Below are 20949 nucleotides of genomic sequence, written 5' to 3'. Positions count from 1 at the left end.
GCGCTCAAAGCATGGCTCTGCTCCAGATCTCCGAACCGGGCATGTCCGCCGAACCGCACAAGCACCGGCTTGCGGTCGGTATCGACCTCGGTACTACCAATTCGCTCGTCGCGACGGTGCGTAACGGCATTGCCGTATGCCTCGCCGACGAAACCGGCCGCGCGATGCTGCCGTCGGTCGTACGCTACTGTGCCGACGGACACATCGAAGTCGGTCAGGCGGCGGTTCCCGCGCAGGCGACCGACCCGCGCAACACCATCGTCTCGGTCAAACGTTTCATGGGGCGGGGGCTCAAGGACGTCGCATACGTCGAGTCCATGCCTTACGACTTCGAAGACGAACCCGGTATGGTGCGGCTGCGTACCGTGCAGGGCGTGAAGAGCCCGGTCGAGGTGTCCTCCGAGATCCTCCGGGTGCTGCGACAGCGTGCCGAGGCAAGCCTCGGCGGCCCGCTCACCGGCGCGGTAATCACGGTTCCGGCCTACTTCGACGACGCCCAGCGCCAGGCAACCAAGGATGCTGCGCGCCTTGCCGGCCTCGAAGTGCTGCGCCTACTGAACGAGCCCACCGCAGCTGCGGTGGCCTACGGCCTGGACAACGCAGCCGAAGGCGTCTATGCGGTTTACGACCTCGGCGGTGGCACCTTCGACCTTTCCATTCTCAAGCTCTCGCGTGGCGTGTTCGAGGTGCTGTCGACCAATGGCGACGCGGCGCTCGGCGGCGACGACTTCGACCACCGCCTGTTCTGCTGGGCGCTGGACAAGGCCGCCATCGAACCGCCATCGTCCGAAGATGCCCGTCGCCTGCAGATGAAGGCGCGGGAAGCCAAGGAATTGCTGACCGCCTGCGAGGCGGCGCCTATCCAGTGCCGCCTGGCTTCTGGCGAGGAAGTCAATCTGGTCGTGAACCGGGATGAGTTCGCGCAGATGACCGAGCACCTGGTAAGGAAAACGCTCGGCCCGGTACGCAAGGCACTGCGCGACGCGGGCCTCACCCCCGAGGACATCAAGGGCGTGGTCATGGTCGGCGGCGCGACCCGCATGCCGCACATCCAGCGTGCGGTGGCCGAGTATTTCGGTCAGGAACCGCTCACCAATCTCGACCCGGACAAGGTGGTCGCGCTCGGTGCGGCGATGCAAGCCAACGTGCTCGCGGGCAACCGCAAGGACGAGGATGACTGGCTGCTCCTCGATGTCATTCCGCTCTCGCTCGGACTCGAGACCATGGGCGGACTGGTCGAAAAGGTCGTTCCGCGGAACTCGACGCTGCCGATCGCCCGCGCGCAGGAATTCACCACGTACAAGGATGGCCAGACCGCGATGGCCTTCCACGTGGTGCAGGGTGAGCGCGAGCTGGTCGCCGACTGCCGTTCGCTCGCGCGCTTCGAATTGCGCGGTATTCCGCCGATGGTGGCAGGCGCCGCGCGGATTCGCGTCGCCTTCCAGGTCGATGCCGACGGTCTGCTGTCGGTGTCGGCGCGCGAAATGTCTTCCGGTGTCGAGGCCAGCGTGCTGGTGAAGCCATCCTACGGCCTCAGCGACGAGGAGATCACCGGGATGCTGCGCGACGGCATCGAGCGAGCCGGCGACGACATGGCTGCACGTGCGTTGCGCGAACAGCAGGTCGAAGCCGACCGCGTGATCGAAGCCACCGAGCAGGCGCTGGCCGCCGACGGTGGTTTGCTCAACGCCGCCGAACGCGCGGCAATCGACGCGGCCATCGCTGCACTGCGCGACCTGCGGGCGGGAACCGACCATCGCGCCATCAAGGCCGGTATCGATGCCCTGACCCGCGCAACCGACGAATTTGCCGCCCGCCGCATGGACAACAGCATCCGTTCGGCGCTGGCCGGCCACAAGGTGGATGAGTTCGAGGTATGACCCAGATCATTGTTCTTCCGCACGTCGAGCTTTGCCCCGACGGCGCCGTCATCGAGGCCGCCCCGGGTGCGACGATCTGCGACACGCTGCTGGCCAACGACATCGAGATCGAGCACGCCTGTGAGCGCTCCTGCGCCTGCACCACCTGCCACGTGATCGTGCGGGAGGGTTTCGACTCGCTGAACGAGGCCGAGGAAGAGGAAGAGGACCTGCTGGACAAGGCCTGGGGCCTGGAGCCGCAGTCCCGCCTGTCCTGTCAGGCCATCGTCGCCGAGACGCCGCTGGTGGTCGAGATTCCGCGCTACACCATCAATATGGCGAGGGAGGGCAAGCACTGATGAAATGGACCGAAGTGCAGGAAATCGCGATCCAGTTGAGCGACACCCACCCCGACGTCGATCCGCTCAAGATCAATTTCGTCGATCTGGCGAACTGGGTGATGGCGCTGCCCGAATTCGACGACGATCCCAATCACTGTGGCGAGCGCGTACTCGAAGCCATCCAGCAGGCCTGGATAGACGAGCAGTCCTGAGCTGCCCGGCGGACGGCGTCAGTAGGCGCCGTTCGCAGCGGAATCGACGGTTTCGTTGAGCGAAAGCCAGTAAAGCCCGAGTTGGCCGACCGTGTGCAGGAAGCGCTCGAAGTCGACCGGCTTGCGGATGTAACTGTTCGCGCCAAGCCGGTAGGCTTGCTGTATGTCCTGGAGTTCACGGGAGGTGGTCAGGACGACCACCGGCAACAGGGCGGTATGTTCATCGGCACGAATGCGCCGCAAGACCTCCAGCCCGTCGATGCGCGGGAGCTTGAGGTCCAGCAGGATCACTGCCGGCATGACCGATGGGTCGCGCTTTTCCTGGGGGCCGGTACAGAACAGGTAATCGATCGCCTCGACGCCGTCGCGCGCCACGACGATGGGGTTGGTGATCTTGTTCTTGCTGAAGGCCCGCAAGGTCAGGGCTTCGTCGTCTGGATTGTCCTCGACGAGCAGGATGGGACGTTCGTTCGGCATGCCTCTTCTCTCCCTCGGGCGACAGGTGTCCGGCGCGGCAGTTTATTTGCCGTCGCCGGACGCGCCGGACACCCGTGTCAGTCGGCCCGACCGGGCAGCTCGTCGCGTTGCAGCAGAAATATCATGTCGTCGTCGCCGCGCGCAGACAGCCAGGTGAATGGCAGTTCCGGGAAGGCGGCTTCGACGATGTGCCGATTATGCCCCACTTCCACGGCAAGAAAGCCACCGGCCGTGAGATGTTCGCGCGCCTTGCCGATCAGCCTGCGTACCACGTCCAGGCCGTCATCGCCGGCCGCAAGCGCCATGCGAGGTTCATGGAGATATTCCGGCGGCAGGGCGTCCATCGCTTCCGCGGTAACGTAGGGCGGATTGCTCAGGATGAGGTCGAAGCGCCTTCCTGTCAGGCCGCTGAAAACATCGCTTTTCACCAGCTCGACACGCTGATCCAATCCGTAGTCGGCAACGTTCTGCGCGGCGACGTCGAGGGCGTCGTCGGACAGGTCCGCGCCCACGATCCGGGCATTCGGAAAGGCATGCGCCATGAGGATGGCGAGACAGCCGGAGCCGGTGCACAGATCAAGCGCCGTATTCACGTTCTCGGCGTCGTCCACCCAGGGTGCCAGGCCGTTCTCCAGCAACTCGGCGAAAAAGGAGCGAGGAACGATCACCCGCTCATCGACATGGAAGCGGAAATCGCCCAGCCAGGCCTCCTGGGTGAGGTAGGCGGTGGGAATGCGTTCGACGGTGCGGCGCTCGATGTTGTCGAAGATCTGCTGCCGTTCGTCCGACGGGATGCAGGCGTCGAGGAAGGGCTCCAGCCGGTCCAGCGGGAGGGCGAGGGTCGACAGGATCAGCCAGACCGCTTCGTCATAGGTGTCGAGCACCCCGTGACCGCAGAAGATGCCTTCGCGATTGAAGCGGGTGACTGCGTAACGCAGCCAGTCGCGCACGGTGACGAGTTCGGCGAGGGGGCCGTGCTCGTGCTCATGCATCTCGTCCTCGTGGTGGTCGTGGTCGTGATCGTGATCGGTCATTGAGGTAGCCTCAGGCAGGAAGCAGCAGGGTGCGCAAGGTGCGCTCGTAGACTTCGGACAGCGGCGCTACCGCGTCGACGGCGATGTGCTCGTTCACCTTGTGGATAGACGCGTTGACCGGGCCGAATTCGACCACTTCAGCACAGATCTCGGCGATGAAACGACCATCGGAAGTGCCGCCCGTGGTCGACAATTCGGTTTCGACCCCCAGGGTGTCGCGGATAGCGCCGGACAATGCGGCAACGAGCTTGCCGCGGCCGGTGATGAAGGGCTTGCCGGAGAGATGCCAGTCGAGCTCGTAGTCGAGCTGGTGGCGGTCGAGGAGCTCGTGGGTGCGCGCCTTCAGGCTCTCCGCGCTGCTCACCGAGCCGAAGCGGAAATTGAACAGCAGCTCGCAGACACCGGGAATCACGTTGTTGGCGCCGGTGCCCGCATGGATGTTCGACACCTGCCACGTCGTCGGCGGGAAGAACTCGTTGCCTTCATCCCAGCGGATGGCGGTGAGCTCGGCCAGCGCCGGCGCCACTTCGTGGATCGGATTGCGCGCCAGCTGAGGGTAGGCGACGTGTCCCTGCAGGCCCTTGACACGTAGGGTGCCGGACAGCGAGCCACGGCGGCCGTTCTTGATCATGTCGCCCAGCGTCTTCACCGAGGTCGGTTCGCCGACGACGCAGTAGTCCAGCTTTTCGCCGCGTGCAGCCAGCGCGTCCACCACCTTGACGGTGCCGCAGGTGGCGACGCCTTCCTCATCGGAGGTCAGCAGCAGGGCGATGCTGCCGTCATGGTTCGGATGTTCGGCGACGAAGCGCTCGATGGAGGTGACGAAAGCTGCCAGTGACGATTTCATGTCGGCAGCGCCACGGCCGTAGAGCACGCCATCGCGGATCACCGGTTCGAACGGCGGTGTCTGCCAAGCGTCGAGCGGCCCCGTCGGCACCACGTCGGTGTGGCCGGCGAAGCAGATCAAGGGCCGGGCCGTGCCCCGGCGTGCCCACAAATTGGAGACGCCGCCGACGTCGATGCGCTCGCAGGAGAAACCGAGGGGCGCGAGGCGGGCGGCGATCAGGTCGAGGCAACCGGCGTCTTCAGGTGTGACGGAGGAACGGGCAATCAGCTCGCAGGCGAGCGCGAGCGTCGGGTTGTCGGGGAGGGACATGGTCTTCTTGAGATGGCCAGGCGCCGGAGCGCAAACGCATCCGGGCCTATTCAGTGGGTTCGTCGACGTGTAGCGAGAATTCGCGGAAAGAGGCGCCGTCCGGTTGCGTGCGCTCGAAATCGATGACGGGCTGGCTGCTTTGAGCCATCGGCTGCGTGGGCGCGTCGCCGAACTGGGCGTTGTTGATCAGCCACGACAGGTTGGTCGGCGAGTCCGAATTGGCGAGCGCTTCGTCGAGCGTGATCGCCTTTTCGTGGTATAGCCGGAACAGATCCTGTTCGAAGGTCTGGGAGCCCGGCGCGAGGCTCTGCTCCATTGCTTCCTTGATCTCGTTCAGTTCGCCGCGTTCGACCAACTCCGCCACGTGGCGGGTATTCATCAGGATTTCCACCGTCGGAATGCGCTTGCCGTTGGGTTTGCGCACCAGGCGCTGCGAGATGATGCAACGCAGGGCGACGGCGAGATCGAGATACAGCAGCGAGCGGTTCTCGAGCGGGAAGAAGTTGATGATGCGGTTGAGCGCGTGATAGGCGTTGTTGGCATGCAGGGTGGCCAGGCAAAGGTGGCCGGTCTGCGAATACGACAGCGCCGCCTGCATGGTTTCACGGTCGCGGATCTCGCCGATCAGGATGCAGTCGGGCGCCTGCCGCATCGCGTTGCGCAGCGCTTCATGCCAGCTGAGCGTGTCGATGCCGACCTCGCGCTGGTTGACCACCGATTTACGATGCTGGAAGAGGTACTCGATCGGATCCTCGACCGTCAGCACGTGGCCCGACTTGTTGCGGATGCGGTGGTCGATCATCGACGCCAGCGTGGTCGACTTTCCCGAACCGGTGGCGCCGACCACCAGCACGAGGCCGCGCTTTTCCATCACCACTTCGGACAGCACGCCGGGCAGGCCCAGGGTATCGATGGTGGGGATGTCGCTCTGGATGAAGCGCACCACGATGGCCAGCGAATTACGCTGCCAGAATACATTGACCCGGAAGTTGCCCAGCTCGCGCCGCCCGAAGGACAGGTTGAGCTCCCTTTCCTTTTCAACCCTTTCGATCTGCTCCGGGGTCAGCATCTCGTAGATCATCCGCTGGATCATGGAGGGATCCATGACCTGCTGGTTGATCGGCATCGAATGCCCCTGGATCTTGATGTGGATCGCGGCGCCGGCGGAAATGAACATGTCCGAGGCCTGTTTTTCGGCCATGAGCTGGAACAGCTTGTCGAAAATCATCGGTATCGGACTCCGGTCAGGGTGGGAACGGCGCAGCGGCGGGTAGCCAAGGGGAAGCAGCGCGGGGGTGTAGGGCCCCCGCGATTGCGCGAATCAGGCGCCGCGCAGCAGTTCGTTGATGGCGGTCTTGGCGCGGGTCTGGGCGTCGACCTTCTTCACGATCACAGCGCAGTACAGGCTGTACTTGCCATCGGCCGACGGCAGGCTGCCCGGCACCACGACGGCGCCGGCAGGCACGCGGCCGTAGGTGACGGAGCCGGTCTCGCGGTCGTAGATCTTGGTGCTCTGGCCGATGTACACACCCATCGACAGCACCGCGTTTTCCTCGATGATCACACCCTCGACCACTTCAGAGCGCGCACCGACGAAGACATTGTCCTCGATGATGACGGGGCCGGCCTGCACCGGCTCGAGCACGCCGCCGATGCCAACGCCGCCCGACAGGTGCACGTTCTTGCCGATCTGGGCGCAGGAGCCGACGGTGGCCCAGGTATCGACCATGGTGCCTTCATCGACATAGGCGCCGATATTCACGTACGACGGCATCAGCACCACGTTCTTCGCGATGTAGCTGCCCTTGCGCGCCACCGCCGGCGGCACGACGCGGAAGCCGCCTTGCTGGAACTGCTCCGGGGTGTAGTCGCCGAACTTGGTCGGAACCTTGTCGAAGAAATTGAGCGAGCCGCCCGGCATCACCTCGTTGTCGCGCAGGCGGAAGGAGATCAGGACCGCCTTCTTGATCCACTGGTTGACCACCCATTGGCCGTCCTTCTTCTCGGCGACGCGCAGGCTGCCGGAATCCAGCCCGGCGATGACTTCGGCCACGGCGTCGCGCACGATGGCGGGGGCGGCGGAAGGCGACAGGCTGGCGCGGTTTTCGAAAGCGTCGTCGATGATCTTTTGCAGGTCTTGCATGGGGGAATCTCTCAGCGTTGTTGGTGGCGTTGGCAGAAAGCGATGATGCGCTCGGCGGCTTCGACGCACTCGGCAGTGTCGGCCACCAGTGCGATGCGCACGAAGCCCGCGCCGGGGTTGATGCCGTCCGCTTCGCGGGCAAGGAAGCTGCCGGGAAGGACCGTCACATTATATTCGGCGAGCAGGGCGCGGGCGAACTCGGTGTCGGAGCCTGCGCAGATCGATTCCGGTATCCGCGCCCACAGGTAGAAGCCGGCATCCGGCAGCGTCACCGCCAGCCACGGGGCCAGCATGGGTGTGACCAGGGCGAATTTCTCGCGGTACAAGCGGCGGTTCTCGGCGACGTGCTCCTCGTCGTTCCACGCCACCACCGACGCTGCCTGCACAGCCGGATTCATCTGGCAACCCTGGTAGGTGCGATAGAGCAGGAATTTTTTCAGGATCGCCGCGTCGCCGGCAACGAAGCCGGATCGCAGTCCGGGTACGTTGGAGCGCTTGGACAGGCTGGAGAACATCACGATGTTGCGGAAGTCGCTGCGCCCCAGCTTATGGGCCGCTTCCAGGCCGCCGATAGGCCTTTCGGCATCGTCGAAGTAGATCTCGGAGTAGCACTCGTCGGCGGCGATCACGAAGCCGTAGCGGTCGGACAGTTCGAACAGCCGCTTCCATTCGTCGAAACCCAGCACGCGGCCGGTGGGATTGCCGGGCGAGCACACGTACACCAGCTGGGTGTCGCGCCAGACCGATTCGGGCACCGAATCGAAGTCGGAGCCGAAGCGGTTTTCGGGAAGGTTGTTCAGGAATGCCGGATCGGCGCCAGCCAGCAGCGCCGCACCCTCGTAGATCTGGTAGAAGGGATTGGGGCACAGCACCTTGGCGCTCTTGCGGCTGCGATCGACCACGCACTGGGCGAAGGCGAACAGCGCTTCGCGTGTGCCGTTGACCGGAATCACCTGATGCGCGACATCGATGGCGGGCAGGCCGTAGCGTCGCTGCAGCCAGCCGGCGATGGCTCCGCGCAGGGCGTCGCTGCCCGGCGTGTTGGGATAGACGGACAGGCCGTCCAGATTGGCGACCAGCGCATCCTTGATGAAAGCCGGCGTCGGATGCTGCGGTTCGCCGATCGAAAGGCGTATGGCCGGCAGCCCGGCGGGGGGCATTACGCCGCGGAACAGATCGCGCAGCTTCTCGAAGGGATAGGTCTGCAGACGGTCGAGATCAGGATTCACTTTGGAACAATTTCCGCCCGCGACAGTGCCGGGGCAGGGAGGTCGGAAAGGGCGAAGATGTTATCATGGCGCGCCTTTCGGGCGTGGCCGATGCTGGCATGCAAGAAGCCAGGCAGCACGCCCGCTTGGTATCGACATCTGGCCCGAGCCATTCGCAACCGTTTCACCCGCCGTTCGTCCCCATCGCCCGCCCCGACCCTCCGACGTGCGCCTCGCCAAGCTAAAACTCGCCGGCTTCAAGACCTTCGTCGATCCCACCACGGTGCAGATGCCGGGCAACCTCGTCGGCGTGGTCGGTCCCAATGGCTGCGGCAAGTCGAACATCATCGACGCGGTGCGCTGGGTGCTTGGCGAAACGCGCGCCTCGGCCCTGCGCGGCGAATCGATGCAGGACGTCATCTTCAACGGCTCCACCACGCGCAAGCCGGTGTCGCGCGCCAGCGTCGAGCTGGTGTTCGACAACAACGAGGGGCGCGCAGCGGGGCAGTGGTCGCGTTACGCGGAGATCTCGGTCAAACGCGTGCTCGACCGCAGCGGCGAGTCCAGCTACTTCATCAACAACGTACACGTCCGCCGCAAGGATGTGATCGACCTCTTCCTCGGCACCGGGCTGGGGCCGCGTGCCTACGCGATTATCGAGCAGGGCATGATTTCGCGCATCATCGAGGCCCGGCCGGAAGACATCCGCGGCTTTCTCGAAGAGGCGGCCGGCGTCACCAAGTACCGCGAGCGCCGCAAGGAAACCGAGGGGCGGCTGTCGGATGCGCGCGACAACCTCGCCCGGCTCGACGACATCCGCATGGAGCTGGGCGAACGCATCGGCCACCTCGAGGCGCAGGCCGAAGTCGCTGCGCGCTATCACCGCCTCAACGCCGCCCACGTCGAGAAGCAGCAGCTCCTCTGGCTGTTCAAGCGCAACGAGGCGCGCGCCGAGCGCGACCGCGTCGCCGACGAACTCCACCGCAATACCGCACGCATCGAATCCGACAGCGCGCGCCTGCAGGAGCTGGAAGCCGCGGTCGAGGCCGCACGCGAGGCGCACTTTGCGGCATCCGAAACGGTGCACATCGCACAGAGCGACCTGTTCGCGGTCACCGCCGAGGTCAGCCGCCTCGAGACCGAACTCCAGCATCTCGGCGACGCGCGCAAGCGTCTCGAAGCCCGCATCGCTCAGCTCGACACGGATCATCTTCACTGGACCGGACGCAGCGAGGCCCTCGCCAGCGAGCGTGAGCGCTGGCTTGCACTGGCGGACAACGCGGCAATGCGCGCCGAGCACGCCGAAGCACGTCATGCCGAGATTTCCGATCGTCTGCCGGATGCCGATGCGGCGCGCCACTCTGCCGACACTACGGTCAGCACCGCGCGGCGCGAACTCGCTCAGACCGAGCAGCAGCTGCGCGTCGAGGAAGCCAACCGTGCCAGCGCGCAACGTGCGCTCGACGCACTGCAACAACGACGTGCCCGCATCGAGGGCGAACGCGGCGGTATCCAGGGGCCGGATGAGCGCGCGATCGCCGAGCGCGAAGCGCGTGTTGACACCCTGCAGGAAGCGCTCGACGGACATCAGCAGGAACTCGCCGCGCTGCAGTCGCGGCTGCCGGACGCGCAGGCCGCGCTCAAGGATGCCCTCGATCACGAGCGGGCGGTGCAACGACGTCTGACCGAACTGCGTGCCCGTCGCGACGCGCTGGTGCAGTTGCAGGCCAAGGTACAGTCGCAGGGCAAGCTGGGCGACTGGCTGCGGCGCCACGGTCTGGCCGAGCTATCACCGCTGTGGCGTGCGCTGCGCGTTGCCGAAGGCTGGGAGGCCGCCGTCGAGGCCGTGCTTCGCGAACGCCTGGCTGCACTGACGGTGGACGGCGAAGATGCCGAAAACCGGGCCTATGCCTTGCTCGACGAAGCCCCGCCCGAATCGCTTGCGCTTGCACTGGATGCCGGCGCTGCAGGCGTCGTCGGCGACGCTCCTGCGCTGACCGGAGCCACGCCGCTGATCGATCGCGTCACGCTGACCGACAGCACCTTGCTGCCGCTGGTGCGCGACTGGTTGCACGGCCATTTCGCCGTAGACCGACTGACCGACTGGCTGCCGCGACGCGCAGAACTTCCGCCGGGCGTAGTGCTTGTCAGCCCGCTTGGCCAAAGTCTGACCCGTCATGCGCTGACCCACTTCGTGCCAGACAGTCGTACGCACGGCGTGATGGAACGTCAGCGCGAAATCGATACCCTGGCCGAGCAGCAAGAGGTACTCGAGGACGAAGCCAGGCTCGCCCACGATACCCTGCTTGCCGCCGAGGCCAGCGCCGCGGAAATCCAGGAACGTGCCAACCTCGTTCGGCGCGACATCCAGGCCGCGCAGGGGCAGCTGCATGCCGAACAGGTCGAATTGCTCAAGCTGCAGCAGGCACGCAGCCGGGCCGACGAACGCCACGCGCAGCTCGCACGCGACCTCGGCGACCTGGTGCATCTCGAGGCCACCGAACGCGAACATCTGGCGCGTGCCGATCTCGAATACGCGCGTTCGGCCGAACTCGCCGAACTGCAGCGCAGCCGCCTCGACGCTGCCACCGAAGTGCTGCGCGAACATGAGCAAAGCCTGCGCGAACTGCGCACGCTGGAGCAGGCGGCGGCACGCGAGCTGCAGGAAGTGAGATTTTCCGAGCGCGAGTGCGCCGGCAAGCTCGACGACATTGCACGCAACCTGCAGCTTGCGGCCGAGCAGATCGAGCGCATCGTTGCCGAGCAGGCCACCCGCCGGCAGGAACTCGAGGCCACCGACGACGCCCGCAGCCACGAGGCCCTGCAGACTGCGCTCGGCTTGCGCAACAGCCGCGAGACGGCACTTGCCGCGCGTCGGGATGCCCTCGAACAGGCGGCGGCGAGCTTGCGCCAGACCGAAGAACTGCGCCTGCGCACCGAGCAGGAGGCCGCCCCCATCCGCAATCGGGTCGCCGAACTGCGGCTGGCGGTGCAGGCAGCCGAACTCGCGGCCTCGCAGCACGAAGAGCGTCTTGCCGAGGCCCAGGCCGACGAAGCCACATTGACGCCGCTGCTCACCCCTGACCTCAAGGAAAGCAGCCTGCAGCGCGAAGTCTCGCGACTCGCGCGTGAAATCGCCGAGCTGGGCGCGGTCAACCTGGCGGCGCTTGACGAACTGCGCAGCGCCAGCGAGCGCAAGGCCTATCTCGATGCACAGACCGAGGATCTGCTCCAGGCCATCACCACGCTGGAGGACGCGATCCGCCGTATCGACCGCGAAACCCGCGAGCAGCTTCAGGAAACCTACAATACGGTCAATCGGCAGTTCGCCACCCTGTTCCCGCTGCTCTTCGGCGGCGGCCGGGCCGAACTGGTGCTGACGGGTGACGAGATCCTGGATGCCGGCATCCAGATCGTCGCGCAGCCGCCGGGCAAGAAGAACGCATCGATCCAGCTGCTGTCAGGCGGCGAAAAGGCGCTGACCGCGATCGCGCTGGTGTTCGCGATGTTCCAGCTCAATCCGGCGCCATTCTGCATGCTTGACGAGGTAGATGCACCGCTGGACGATACCAATACCGAGCGGTATGGCCAGATGGTCAAACGCATGTCATCTCAGACACAATTCATCTTCATCAGCCACAGCAAGATCACGATGGAAATCGCCCAGCAGCTCGTCGGCGTGACGATGCAGGAGCAGGGCGTCTCGCGGGTGGTGGAAGTCGATATGGAAGAAGCGCTGCGCCTGGCCGAATCGGCTGCAGTGTGATTCGAGGAAAAGAATATGGATAGCGAACTGCAAGTCGCATTGATCGGAGCCGGTGCCGCGCTGGTGGTGCTGATCGTCGCCTACAACAAGTGGCAGGAGCGCAAGCACCGCCGCCGTGCCGAACAGGCTTTCAAGTCGGATCACCGCGACGTCCTGCTCGATCCGCAGGACGAACAGGCAGCCGCTGCGCGCGTCGAGCCCAGTTTCGACGGCGAGTCCGGCGGCGAGCGGGAACCATCGATCGGTGCCGCCCCCAGTGCGCTGCGCCCGGTACGCGAATCCACGGTACGTCGCAGCGTGCCGGAGAAACCGACGGAGCTCGACGCACGCGCCGACTGCATCATCATGATCGAAGCGATCGAACCACTGGATACTCCCAGGTTGTGGGCGAGCCAGCAGGAACAGCTGGCCGGGCTCTCGAAGCCGGTTCGCTGGTACGGCTTCGACGACGCAAGCAATCTGTGGCGCGAACTCGACGCCCACAACGCCGGCGCCTATCACTGGTTCTGTGCCGCAATGCAACTGGTCGACCGCGGCGGTCCGATCGGCGAGGCCGATTTCGCTCGCTTCTCGGGTGGCATCCAGCGTGTCGCCGAACAGTTCTTCGCCGTGCCTGCCGGCCTGCCTGCGCGCGTCCAGGCGCTCGGCGGCGCTACCGAACTTGACCGCTTCTGCGCCGATGTGGACGTGCAGATCGGCATCAACGTCGTCGCTGCCACACAACCCTTCGCCGGCACCAAGCTGCGCGGCCTGGCTGAAGCCGAAGGCATGCAGCTGGCGGACGACGGCAGCTTTCACATGTACGACGAGGCCGGCAACACGCTGTTTACGCTGGCCAATCTGGAGCCGGCCCTGTTTGCTCTCGACGGTTTGCGCAGCCTGCAGACGCATGGAATCACGCTCGTGATCGACGTGCCGCGGGTCGCCAACGGTGCGGCCTGCTTCGAACGCATGATGCAGCTTGCCAATCACCTCGCCGACGCCTTGCAGGGCGTCGTGGTCGACGACAATCGCGCGCCCTTCGGCGCAGACGCCGCCACCATGATCCGCAGCCAGATCGCCCAGTTCCAGGAGCGCATGGCAAGTCACGACATCCCTGCCGGCGGTCCGCTCGCCCGTCGCCTCTTCGCAATCTGAACCGATGCCATTGCTTTCCGCCGCCGCCGACCGGGCGGCGTTTCTGCGCGCCGAGATCGAGCGCCACAACCATGCCTATTACGTACTCGACGCGCCGACGGTGCCGGATGCGGAGTACGACCGTCTTTACCGCGAGCTCGAAGCGCTCGAAGCCGCGCATCCGGAACTCCGCACCGCCGACTCCCCCACCCAGCGTGTCGGTGGTGCGCCGCTACCGGGATTGGCGGCGGTGCGCCACGCGGTGCCGATGCTCTCCATCCGTACCGAGACCGATACAACCGAGCAGGGCGTGCACAACTTCGACACCCGGGTGCGTAACGCGCTCGGCCTCGGACCGGCAGATCCGCCGGTGGAGTACCTCGGAGAACTCAAGTTCGACGGCCTCGCGATCAGCCTGCGCTACGAGCACGGCTTGCTGGTGCGCGCCGCGACTCGCGGCGACGGCGAAACCGGCGAAGATGTCACCCACAACGTGCGCACCATCCGCCAGATTCCGCTGCGGCTGGCGGGTATGGCACCGGCGCTGATCGAAATCCGCGGCGAGATCTACATGCGGCGCGACGACTTCGATGCGCTCAATGCGCGTCAGCGCGAAGCGGGAGAAAAGGTCTTCGTCAATCCGCGCAACGCCGCGGCAGGTGCGGTGCGCCAGCTCGATTCCAGGATTGCAGCGCGCCGGCCGCTGTCCTTCTTCGCATATGGGCTGGGCGAACACGCCGGCTTCGTGCTGCCGGCCACTCAGGCCGATCTGCTTGAACGCTTTGCCGACTTCGGCGTTCCGGTGTGCGAGCACCGCAGCGTATCGAGCGGCGTGGACGGGCTCATAGCGTTCCACGCCCGCATCGCTGCGCTGCGCAATGCTCTGCCCTACGATATCGATGGGGTGGTCTACAAGGTCAACCGGGCCGACCTGCAGCGCGAACTTGGTTTCGTCACCCGCGAACCGCGCTGGGCGGTCGCCCACAAGTACCCGGCGCAGGAAGAGATCACCCGCCTGCTCGACATCGGCGTGCAGGTCGGGCGCACTGGCGCGCTGACGCCGGTGGCGCGGCTGGAGCCGGTATTCGTGGGCGGCGTCACCGTCACCAACGCCACCCTGCACAACCAGGACGAGATCGACCGCAAGGACGTACGTGTCGGCGACTGGGTGATCGTGCGCAGGGCAGGGGACGTGATACCCGAGGTGGTCGGGCCGGTGCTGGAGCGCCGTGAAGGCGAGCTGCTGCGCTTCGACCTGCTGGCCAGCTATCCGACCTGCCCGGTCTGCGGCTCGCACGTCGTGCGCGGCGAGGACGAGGCGGTGGCGCGCTGCACCGGCGGCTTGTTCTGCCCGGCCCAGCGCAAACAGGCATTGCTGCACTTTGCCTGCCGCCGCGCGATGGATATCGAAGGTCTGGGTGACAAGCTGGTGGATCAGCTGGTCGATGCCAGTATCGTCAAGACGCCGGCCGACCTCTACAAGCTCGGCATCCTCGCACTGGCCAACCTTGAGCGCATGGGCGAAAAGTCGGCGCAGAACCTGCTGGCGGCGATCGAGAAAAGCCGTAATACCACGCTGGCACGCTTCATCTTTGCACTTGGCATACGCAATGTCGGCGAGGCGACGGCCAAGGAGCTCGCGCGCCATTTCGGCAGCCTGGATGCCTTGCTGACTGCGGACGTGGCAGCGCTGCAGCAGGTGCCGGATATTGGCCCCATCGTGGCCGAGAGCATCGCCGACTTCTTCGCCGAGCCGCACAACGTCGAGGTGGTCGAGCAGTTGCGCGCGGCTGGCCTGCGCTGGGAAGAGGGTGCTCCTGCCGCGCCGGTCTCGGGCAAGGCTAGCGGCAAGACCTTCGTGCTGACCGGTACGCTGCCGACGATGTCGCGCGACGAGGCCAAGGCATTGATCGAGGCGCATGGCGGCAAGGTCAGCGGTTCGGTATCGAAGAAGACGGATTACGTGGTGGCAGGCGCCGAGGCCGGCTCCAAGCTCATCAAGGCGCAGGATCTCGGCGTAGACATCCTCGACGAGGACGGTCTGCGCCGTTTGCTGGAATCGGGCGACTGAGTCGCCCCAACAACAAGGACGGAGTCCCAGGAAATGAAAAAGGTCACCAAGGCTGTTTTCCCGGTCGCAGGCATGGGCACGCGCTTCCTGCCGGCCACCAAGGCCAGCCCGAAGGAAATGCTGCCGGTCGTGGACAAGCCGCTGATCCAGTACGCGGTCGAAGAGGCGGTTGCCGCCGGCATCACCGACATGATCTTCATCACCGGCCGCACCAAGCGCGCGATCGAAGACCACTTCGACAAGGCCTACGAGCTGGAAACGGAACTCGAAGCCCGCGGCAAGAAGGAACTGCTCGAAGTCGTCGCCAAGACCGTGCCGAAGGGCATGAACTGCATCTACATCCGTCAGTCGCAGGCGCTCGGCCTCGGCCATGCCGTGCTGTGCGCCTCGGCCGTGGTTGGTGACGACGAGCCCTTCGCCGTGATTCTCGCCGACGATCTGCTCGACAACCACGGCGGCAAGTCGGTGATGGCGCAGATGTGCGATGTGTACAACTATCACCGCTGCTCGGTGCTCGGCACCATGAACGTGCCGCGCGAGGAAACCCGCCAGTACGGCATCGTCAGCACCGAGAGCCAGAGCGGCAACATCCAGCGCATGACCGGCATCGTCGAAAAGCCGAAGCCCGAGGAGGCGCCGACCACCCAGGCCGTGGTCGGCCGCTACATCCTGACGCCGCGCATCTTCGAGCACCTGCGCGCGCTGAAGCCGGGCGCAGGCGGCGAGTTGCAGCTCACCGACGCGATCGCCTCGCTGTTGAAGGAAGAGGCGGTGTTGTCCTACCAGTACGACGGCGTACGCTACGACTGCGGCTCCAAGCTCGGCTACCTGAAGGCGGCGGTGGAGTTCGGTCTGCGCCACCACGAAGTGGGCGCGGAATTCGCGGCCTACCTCAACGACCGCTTCCCGGCGGCCGAGACGGCGAAGAAGAAGGAAAAGTAAGCTGTTCGTGCGAGGGAGGGCAACGCCGGCCCCGCATGGCTCAAACGAAAAGCGCCGCGATCTGCGGCGCTTTTTCATTTCACACTGACTCCAGTACCGGAATTCGCTGCACTACGCAGAAGCCAGATACATCCGGTTTATCAATCGCTTAGGCGCGTTCATCAGATGCCGGTGCTTTCTGAAACGTGATCCGGCTTCCTCCAGCGCATGCAGCACGCCCAGGTGGGCGAACCCGCGCAGCCCGCCGCCACCCAGCACCAAGGCGACCGAGGGCGAACGGCCTACCTTGGCTGCTGTCACCGAAGCGTGTGTCACGTCTGCCAGAGAACGGGGAGCTAGCTCGGCGGTGTTGGCATCGCGCAGGCTGGCACAGCCGACGATGCTGAGCGCCGACAGCAGCGCTACAGCGATAGTGCCCAGCTACAGGGACTTGGTGCGTTACTGCTTCATGATGGCACCCCCTCGCTCCGATGGGCCTGCGCCAGTGCTACGGCATCCGCTCCGGCCGCAAAGCGCAGGCGCTGCGTGGTGTCGTTCGCGGCCTGCCACACCACTTCGGCCACGTCGGTTTCTTTCGTTGTGGCCGCTGGTTTGGCAAACGCTTCGAAGATGGGTTGCGCGAAGGGCACATAGGCCTCGGGGATCAAACCCTGCATGCGCGCACCGCCGTTCTCGGTGAAGCGCGTTGTAGGGGCATAACCGGGCTCCACCAGCTTCACGCGGATGCCGAAGGCCGTCAGCTCAAAGGCCACCGAGCCGGTCAGGCCTTCGATGGCGGTTTTGCTGGCCGTGTAGACGCCCGCCAGCGGCATGGCGGCCAGCGCCACGCTGGAGGTCACGTTCACGATCACGCCCGCGCGGCGCTTGCGGAACTGCGGGATCACTGCCTGCATCATGGCCATGGTGCCGAAGGTGTTGGTCTCGAACACCTCACGCGCCGTGGCCAGCGGCGTCGCTTCGAAGGCACCGACGACCCCGATGCCCGCGTTATTGACCAGCACGTCGATGGGGCCTGCGGCCTGGACGGTTGCGGTGATGCTTTCGGGCCGGGTGACGTCCAGTGCCAGCAGCCGCATCCTGTAGGAGACGGGCAGCAGCCCCTCGCGCGGCTGGCGCATGGTGGCGATGACGTTCCAGCCTTGCGCATGAAAGTAGCGTGCGGTTTCCAGGCCGTAGCCGGACGAGCAGCCGGTGATGAGGACAGTCTTCATGGGTTCACTCTTGAGGGGTTGGTTGAGCTGGAGTGAACGATATGGCACCCTGACAGGATGATCTACGCCGATATGTCCTGAAGTTTTTAGTATTCGTCCATTCCAATGACTGATCCACTTACCGAGGTGGTCCAGCTTCTGCAGCCGCGCGCAGTGCTGGCCAACATCATCAGCGGCAAGGGCGACTGGGCCGTGCGCTACTCGGAGTACGGTCATCCCGGCTTTTGCATCATGCTGGAGGGCAGTTGTTTACTTACCGTCGATGGGCACGAGCCGATCACCCTGAGCGAAGGCGACTTCGTGCTGCTGCCCACGACGCCGGCATTCACGCTCTCCAGTTTCGGGCCTGCACTACCAGTCTTCATCGACCCCAAGGTGGTTCCAGGCGGCCAGGGTGAACGGCGCCACGGAGAGCCCAACGGTGCGCCCGACATGCGGTCGCTGGGTGGCGCGTTCATGTTCGATCGCGCCGACCCGGGCCTGCTCGTGTCCCTGCTGCCGCGCGTGGTGCACGTGCAAGGTTCTGCACGGCTGGCGCAGTTGGTGCAGATGGTGGGCGACGAGTACGAGAGCCAGAAGCCGGGCAGCGAATACATGCTCTCGCGGCTGGCCGGCATGCTGCTCATCGAAGCGATGCGCTCGACCGCATCCGGCAATGCGCCACCGGGACTGCTGCGTGGCCTGGGCGACGAGCGGCTGGCATTGGCGCTCAAGCAGATGCATGCCCATGTGGATCGGGACTGGACGGTCAACGATCTGGCGCAAGTCGCAGCGCTGTCGCGCTCGGCGTTCTATGACCGTTTCACGCGCACGGTCGGTGTAGCGCCCATGGCGTATTTGCTGGGCTGGCGTATGGAGATCGCCAAGCAGTTCCTGCGCCATGAGGGCCTGCCCGTGGCCAAGGTGGCCGAGCGCGTGGGATACGGGTCGGCCAGCACCTTCAGCGTGGCCTTCAGCAGGCATGTCGGACAGTCGCCGAGCCGGTATGCGTGCTCGGGCAAAATCGCCCCCGAGCCATCATGACACCGGCTCAGCCGTGGAACTGCGCGAATTCCGGAGTACCGTCGATGGTCTGCTGCGGTTGGCTCAGGCTTGCCATCCAAGTGCTCCTAGGTGGCTCTCAGCCCACGGCAGCACGATCGGAGAAAATGAACCGGATTCGCCCCAAGTCGTTGTCCTGCAAGAGATTCTTTGGCTTGTCTTGACTCAACGAATGACTTGACAGCGGACTCGGCGTGACCCCATCCTCATCCCGGCCCGGTAGCCAGTGCCAGGAGGCACTGTCGTTCGGCCGGCCGCGAGCACTGCTCGCCGAAACCCCATCCTCACCCCCTGAAGGGGGAGGGGCTGGCTCGCGGAAACTGAAAGGCTCGTCGCAAGCCCCCCAAGAAAAAACGCCCCGCCTGAATCAACAGTCGGGGCGTTCGATTGCAGCGGCGACGGCTTACGCGGCGTCGGCCTTGGCCGCGCGCTTGCGGTCGGTTTCCTTCAGGTGACGCTTGCGTAGGCGGATGTTCTTCGGCGTGATCTCGACCAGCTCGTCGTCGGCGATGAACTCGATCGCGGATTCCAGCGTCAGCGCGATGGGCGGGATCAGGCGTACGGCTTCGTCGGTGCCCGAGGCGCGCACGTTGGTGAGCTGCTTGCCCTTGATCGGGTTCACGACGAGGTCGTTGTCGCGGGTGTGGATGCCGATGATCATGCCTTCGTACAGCGCTTCGCCCGGGCTCACGAACATGCGGCCGCGGTCCTGCAGGTTCCACAGGGCGTAGGCCACGGCTTCGCCGTCGTTCTGCGAGATCAGCACGCCGTTGCGGCGCTCGGCCATGGCACCGGCCATCGGGCTGTAGTCGTCGAACACGTGCGAGGCGAGGCCGGTGCCGCGCGTCATGGTAAGGAATTCACCCTGGAAGCCGATCAGGCCACGCGCGGGGATGCGGTATTCGAGACGCACGCGGCCCTTGCCGTCCGGCTGCATGTCCTGCAGTTCACCGCGGCGGCGGCCGAGTTCTTCCATCACGCCGCCCTGGTGGTCTTCTTCCACGTCCACCGTCAGCATTTCGTACGGCTCGCACTTCACGCCGTCGATTTCCTTGTACACCACACGCGGACGGCCCACCGCCAGCTCGTAGCCTTCGCGGCGCATGTTTTCCAGCAGGATGGTGAGGTGCAGTTCGCCGCGGCCGGAGACTTCGAACACGTCGGAGTCGCCGGTGTAGTTGACGCGCAGCGCCACGTTTTTCAGCAGTTCCTTTTCCAGGCGCTCGCGGATCTGGCGGCTGGTGACGAACTTGCCTTCACGGCCGGCCAGCGGCGAGCTGTTCACCATGAAGTTCATGGTCAGCGTCGGCTCGTCCACCGCGATCGGGGTCATGCCTTCCAGACAGTCCGGGTCGCACAGCGTCACGCCGATGTTGACCTGCGAGATGCCCGCCACCAGCACGATGTCGCCGGCTTCTGCGAATTCGGCGGGCGAGCGCTCCAGGCCCTTGAAGGTGAGGATCTGGCTGACCTTGCCCTTGCCGCGGTTCTCGTCGCCGTACATGACGACCAGTTCCTGGTTGGGCTTGATGCGGCCGCGCTTGATGCGGCCGATGCCGAGCTGGCCCATGTAGGTGGAGTAGTCGAGCGAGCAGACCTGCAGCTGCAGCGGGCCTTCGGCATCGACTTCCGGCGCCGGCACGTGCTTGAGGATCGCCTCGAACAGCGGACGCATGTCTTTGCGCTCGTCGTCGATGTTCTCGACCGCGAAGCCGTTCAGGCCGGAAGCGTAGATCACCGGGAAGTCGAGCTGCTCTTCGGTCGCGCCGAGCTTGTCGAAGAGGTCGAAGGTATGGTTGATCACCCAGTCCGGACGCGCGCCCGGACGGTCGATCTTGTTGATCACGACGATGGGCTTGAGGCCGAGCGCCAGCGCCTTGCGGGTGACGAAGCGGGTCTGCGGCATCGGGCCTTCGACCGCGTCGACCAGCAGCAGCACGCTGTCGACCATGGACAGCACGCGCTCGACTTCGCCGCCGAAGTCGGCGTGCCCCGGGGTGTCGACGATGTTGATGTGGGTGTCGCCGTACTGGATGGCACAGTTCTTCGAGAGGATGGTGATGCCGCGTTCCTTCTCGATGTCGTTGGAGTCCATGACCCGCTCGGCAACCTGCTGGTTCTCACGGAAGGTGCCGGACTGGCGCAGAAGCTGATCCACCAGGGTGGTCTTGCCGTGGTCGACGTGGGCGATGATGGCGATGTTGCGAATGGCGCGGGACATGGAGGCGGGAAGTCTTTGAAAAGGCGCGGATTCTACCATGGGCTGCGGCATCGCAGCATGAATTCCGCGGCATCTCCGGCGCCGAACCGATAGCGAGGCCCGGAAGCACCGAGACAGCGTGCTAGAATCCGCGCCCTTCGGACAGGAGTAG

16 protein-coding genes are annotated in these 20949 nt (G+C 65.2%); 8 read left to right on the top strand and 8 right to left on the bottom strand.

Features of this window, described 5'->3' with window-relative positions; translation table 11 throughout:
• Positions 1 to 11: 11 nt before the first annotated feature.
• The 3 genes from hscA to iscX are packed head-to-tail and all read left to right on the top strand — an operon-like array spanning position 12 to position 2412.
• Positions 12 to 1880 carry a Fe-S protein assembly chaperone HscA gene (gene hscA, locus CJ010_RS13140; protein WP_141018453.1) on the top strand — a complete coding sequence of 623 codons (1869 nt, stop codon included), beginning with the start codon at positions 12 to 14 and terminating at the stop codon, positions 1878 to 1880.
• Entirely contained in the window at positions 1877 to 2218 is a 342-nt protein-coding gene (fdx, locus tag CJ010_RS13135) for an ISC system 2Fe-2S type ferredoxin (protein ID WP_141018452.1), read from the top strand. The genes hscA and fdx overlap by 4 nt, the downstream gene beginning before the upstream one ends.
• Positions 2218 to 2412 carry a Fe-S cluster assembly protein IscX gene (gene iscX / locus CJ010_RS13130; RefSeq protein ID WP_141018451.1) on the top strand — a complete coding sequence of 65 codons (195 nt, stop codon included), beginning with the start codon at positions 2218 to 2220 and terminating at the stop codon, positions 2410 to 2412. Before fdx ends, iscX begins: the two co-directional genes overlap by 1 nt.
• Positions 2413 to 2430: 18 nt before the next feature.
• Here the strand turns inward: iscX and CJ010_RS13125 are convergent, their stop codons facing one another.
• The 6 genes from CJ010_RS13125 to dapC all read right to left on the bottom strand — a co-directional run bounded on the left by CJ010_RS13125 (position 2431) and on the right by dapC (position 8451).
• A complete protein-coding gene (locus CJ010_RS13125; protein WP_141018450.1) occupies positions 2431 to 2889 on the bottom strand; it encodes a response regulator in 459 nt (152 codons plus the stop codon).
• Positions 2890 to 2966: 77 nt separating this feature from the next.
• The gene (prmB, locus tag CJ010_RS13120; protein WP_141018449.1) at positions 2967 to 3923 is read right to left on the bottom strand and encodes a 50S ribosomal protein L3 N(5)-glutamine methyltransferase; all 957 of its coding nucleotides are present in this window, start codon (positions 3921 to 3923) and stop codon (positions 2967 to 2969) included.
• Between the two features lie 10 nt (positions 3924 to 3933).
• On the bottom strand, positions 3934 to 5079 hold the full coding sequence (dapE, locus tag CJ010_RS13115) for a succinyl-diaminopimelate desuccinylase (RefSeq protein WP_141018448.1): 1146 nt from the start codon (positions 5077 to 5079) through the stop codon (positions 3934 to 3936).
• Between the two features lie 46 nt (positions 5080 to 5125).
• Positions 5126 to 6307, bottom strand: coding sequence for a PilT/PilU family type 4a pilus ATPase (locus tag CJ010_RS13110; RefSeq protein WP_141018447.1), 1182 nt, complete (start codon positions 6305 to 6307; stop codon positions 5126 to 5128).
• Between the two features lie 93 nt (positions 6308 to 6400).
• Positions 6401 to 7222 (bottom strand): 2,3,4,5-tetrahydropyridine-2,6-dicarboxylate N-succinyltransferase, encoded by an 822-nt coding sequence (dapD, locus tag CJ010_RS13105; RefSeq protein ID WP_141018446.1) that lies wholly within the window; start codon positions 7220 to 7222, stop codon positions 6401 to 6403.
• An 11-nt stretch (positions 7223 to 7233) separates the two neighbouring features.
• Positions 7234 to 8451 (bottom strand): succinyldiaminopimelate transaminase, encoded by a 1218-nt coding sequence (gene dapC / locus CJ010_RS13100; protein WP_141018445.1) that lies wholly within the window; start codon positions 8449 to 8451, stop codon positions 7234 to 7236.
• A gap of 205 nt (positions 8452 to 8656) precedes the next feature.
• Between dapC and smc the strand changes: the two genes are divergently transcribed.
• The 4 genes from smc to galU are packed head-to-tail and all read left to right on the top strand — an operon-like array spanning position 8657 to position 16325.
• Complete coding sequence (gene smc, locus CJ010_RS13095) at positions 8657 to 12196, top strand: chromosome segregation protein SMC (protein WP_141018444.1); 3540 nt, start codon at positions 8657 to 8659, stop codon at positions 12194 to 12196.
• 15 nt (positions 12197 to 12211) lie between these two features.
• Entirely contained in the window at positions 12212 to 13333 is a 1122-nt protein-coding gene (locus tag CJ010_RS13090; RefSeq protein ID WP_141018443.1) for a cell division protein ZipA C-terminal FtsZ-binding domain-containing protein, read from the top strand.
• Positions 13334 to 13337: 4 nt separating this feature from the next.
• A complete protein-coding gene (gene ligA, locus CJ010_RS13085; protein WP_141018442.1) occupies positions 13338 to 15383 on the top strand; it encodes an NAD-dependent DNA ligase LigA in 2046 nt (681 codons plus the stop codon).
• 33 nt (positions 15384 to 15416) lie between these two features.
• Complete coding sequence (galU, locus tag CJ010_RS13080) at positions 15417 to 16325, top strand: UTP--glucose-1-phosphate uridylyltransferase GalU (protein WP_141018441.1); 909 nt, start codon at positions 15417 to 15419, stop codon at positions 16323 to 16325.
• 446 nt (positions 16326 to 16771) lie between these two features.
• On the opposite strand, the gene CJ010_RS13070 is transcribed toward galU, so the two are convergent.
• Positions 16772 to 17536 carry an SDR family oxidoreductase gene (locus CJ010_RS13070; RefSeq protein WP_141018440.1) on the bottom strand — a complete coding sequence of 255 codons (765 nt, stop codon included), beginning with the start codon at positions 17534 to 17536 and terminating at the stop codon, positions 16772 to 16774.
• A 153-nt stretch (positions 17537 to 17689) separates the two neighbouring features.
• Here CJ010_RS13070 and CJ010_RS13065 point away from each other — a divergent pair, with 153 nt between their 5' ends.
• Positions 17690 to 18559: an AraC family transcriptional regulator gene (locus CJ010_RS13065; RefSeq protein ID WP_240794357.1), complete on the top strand. Its 870-nt coding sequence runs from the start codon at positions 17690 to 17692 to the stop codon at positions 18557 to 18559.
• 421 nt (positions 18560 to 18980) lie between these two features.
• On the opposite strand, the gene typA is transcribed toward CJ010_RS13065, so the two are convergent.
• A complete protein-coding gene (gene typA / locus CJ010_RS13060; RefSeq protein ID WP_141018438.1) occupies positions 18981 to 20798 on the bottom strand; it encodes a translational GTPase TypA in 1818 nt (605 codons plus the stop codon).
• Positions 20799 to 20949: the final 151 nt, after the last annotated feature.

Origin of the sequence: Azoarcus sp. DD4 (assembly GCF_006496635.1) — a bacterium.
Taxonomy (GTDB): Bacteria; Pseudomonadota; Gammaproteobacteria; order Burkholderiales; family Rhodocyclaceae; genus Azoarcus.
This window is presented reverse-complemented; position numbering and strand designations above follow the sequence as displayed.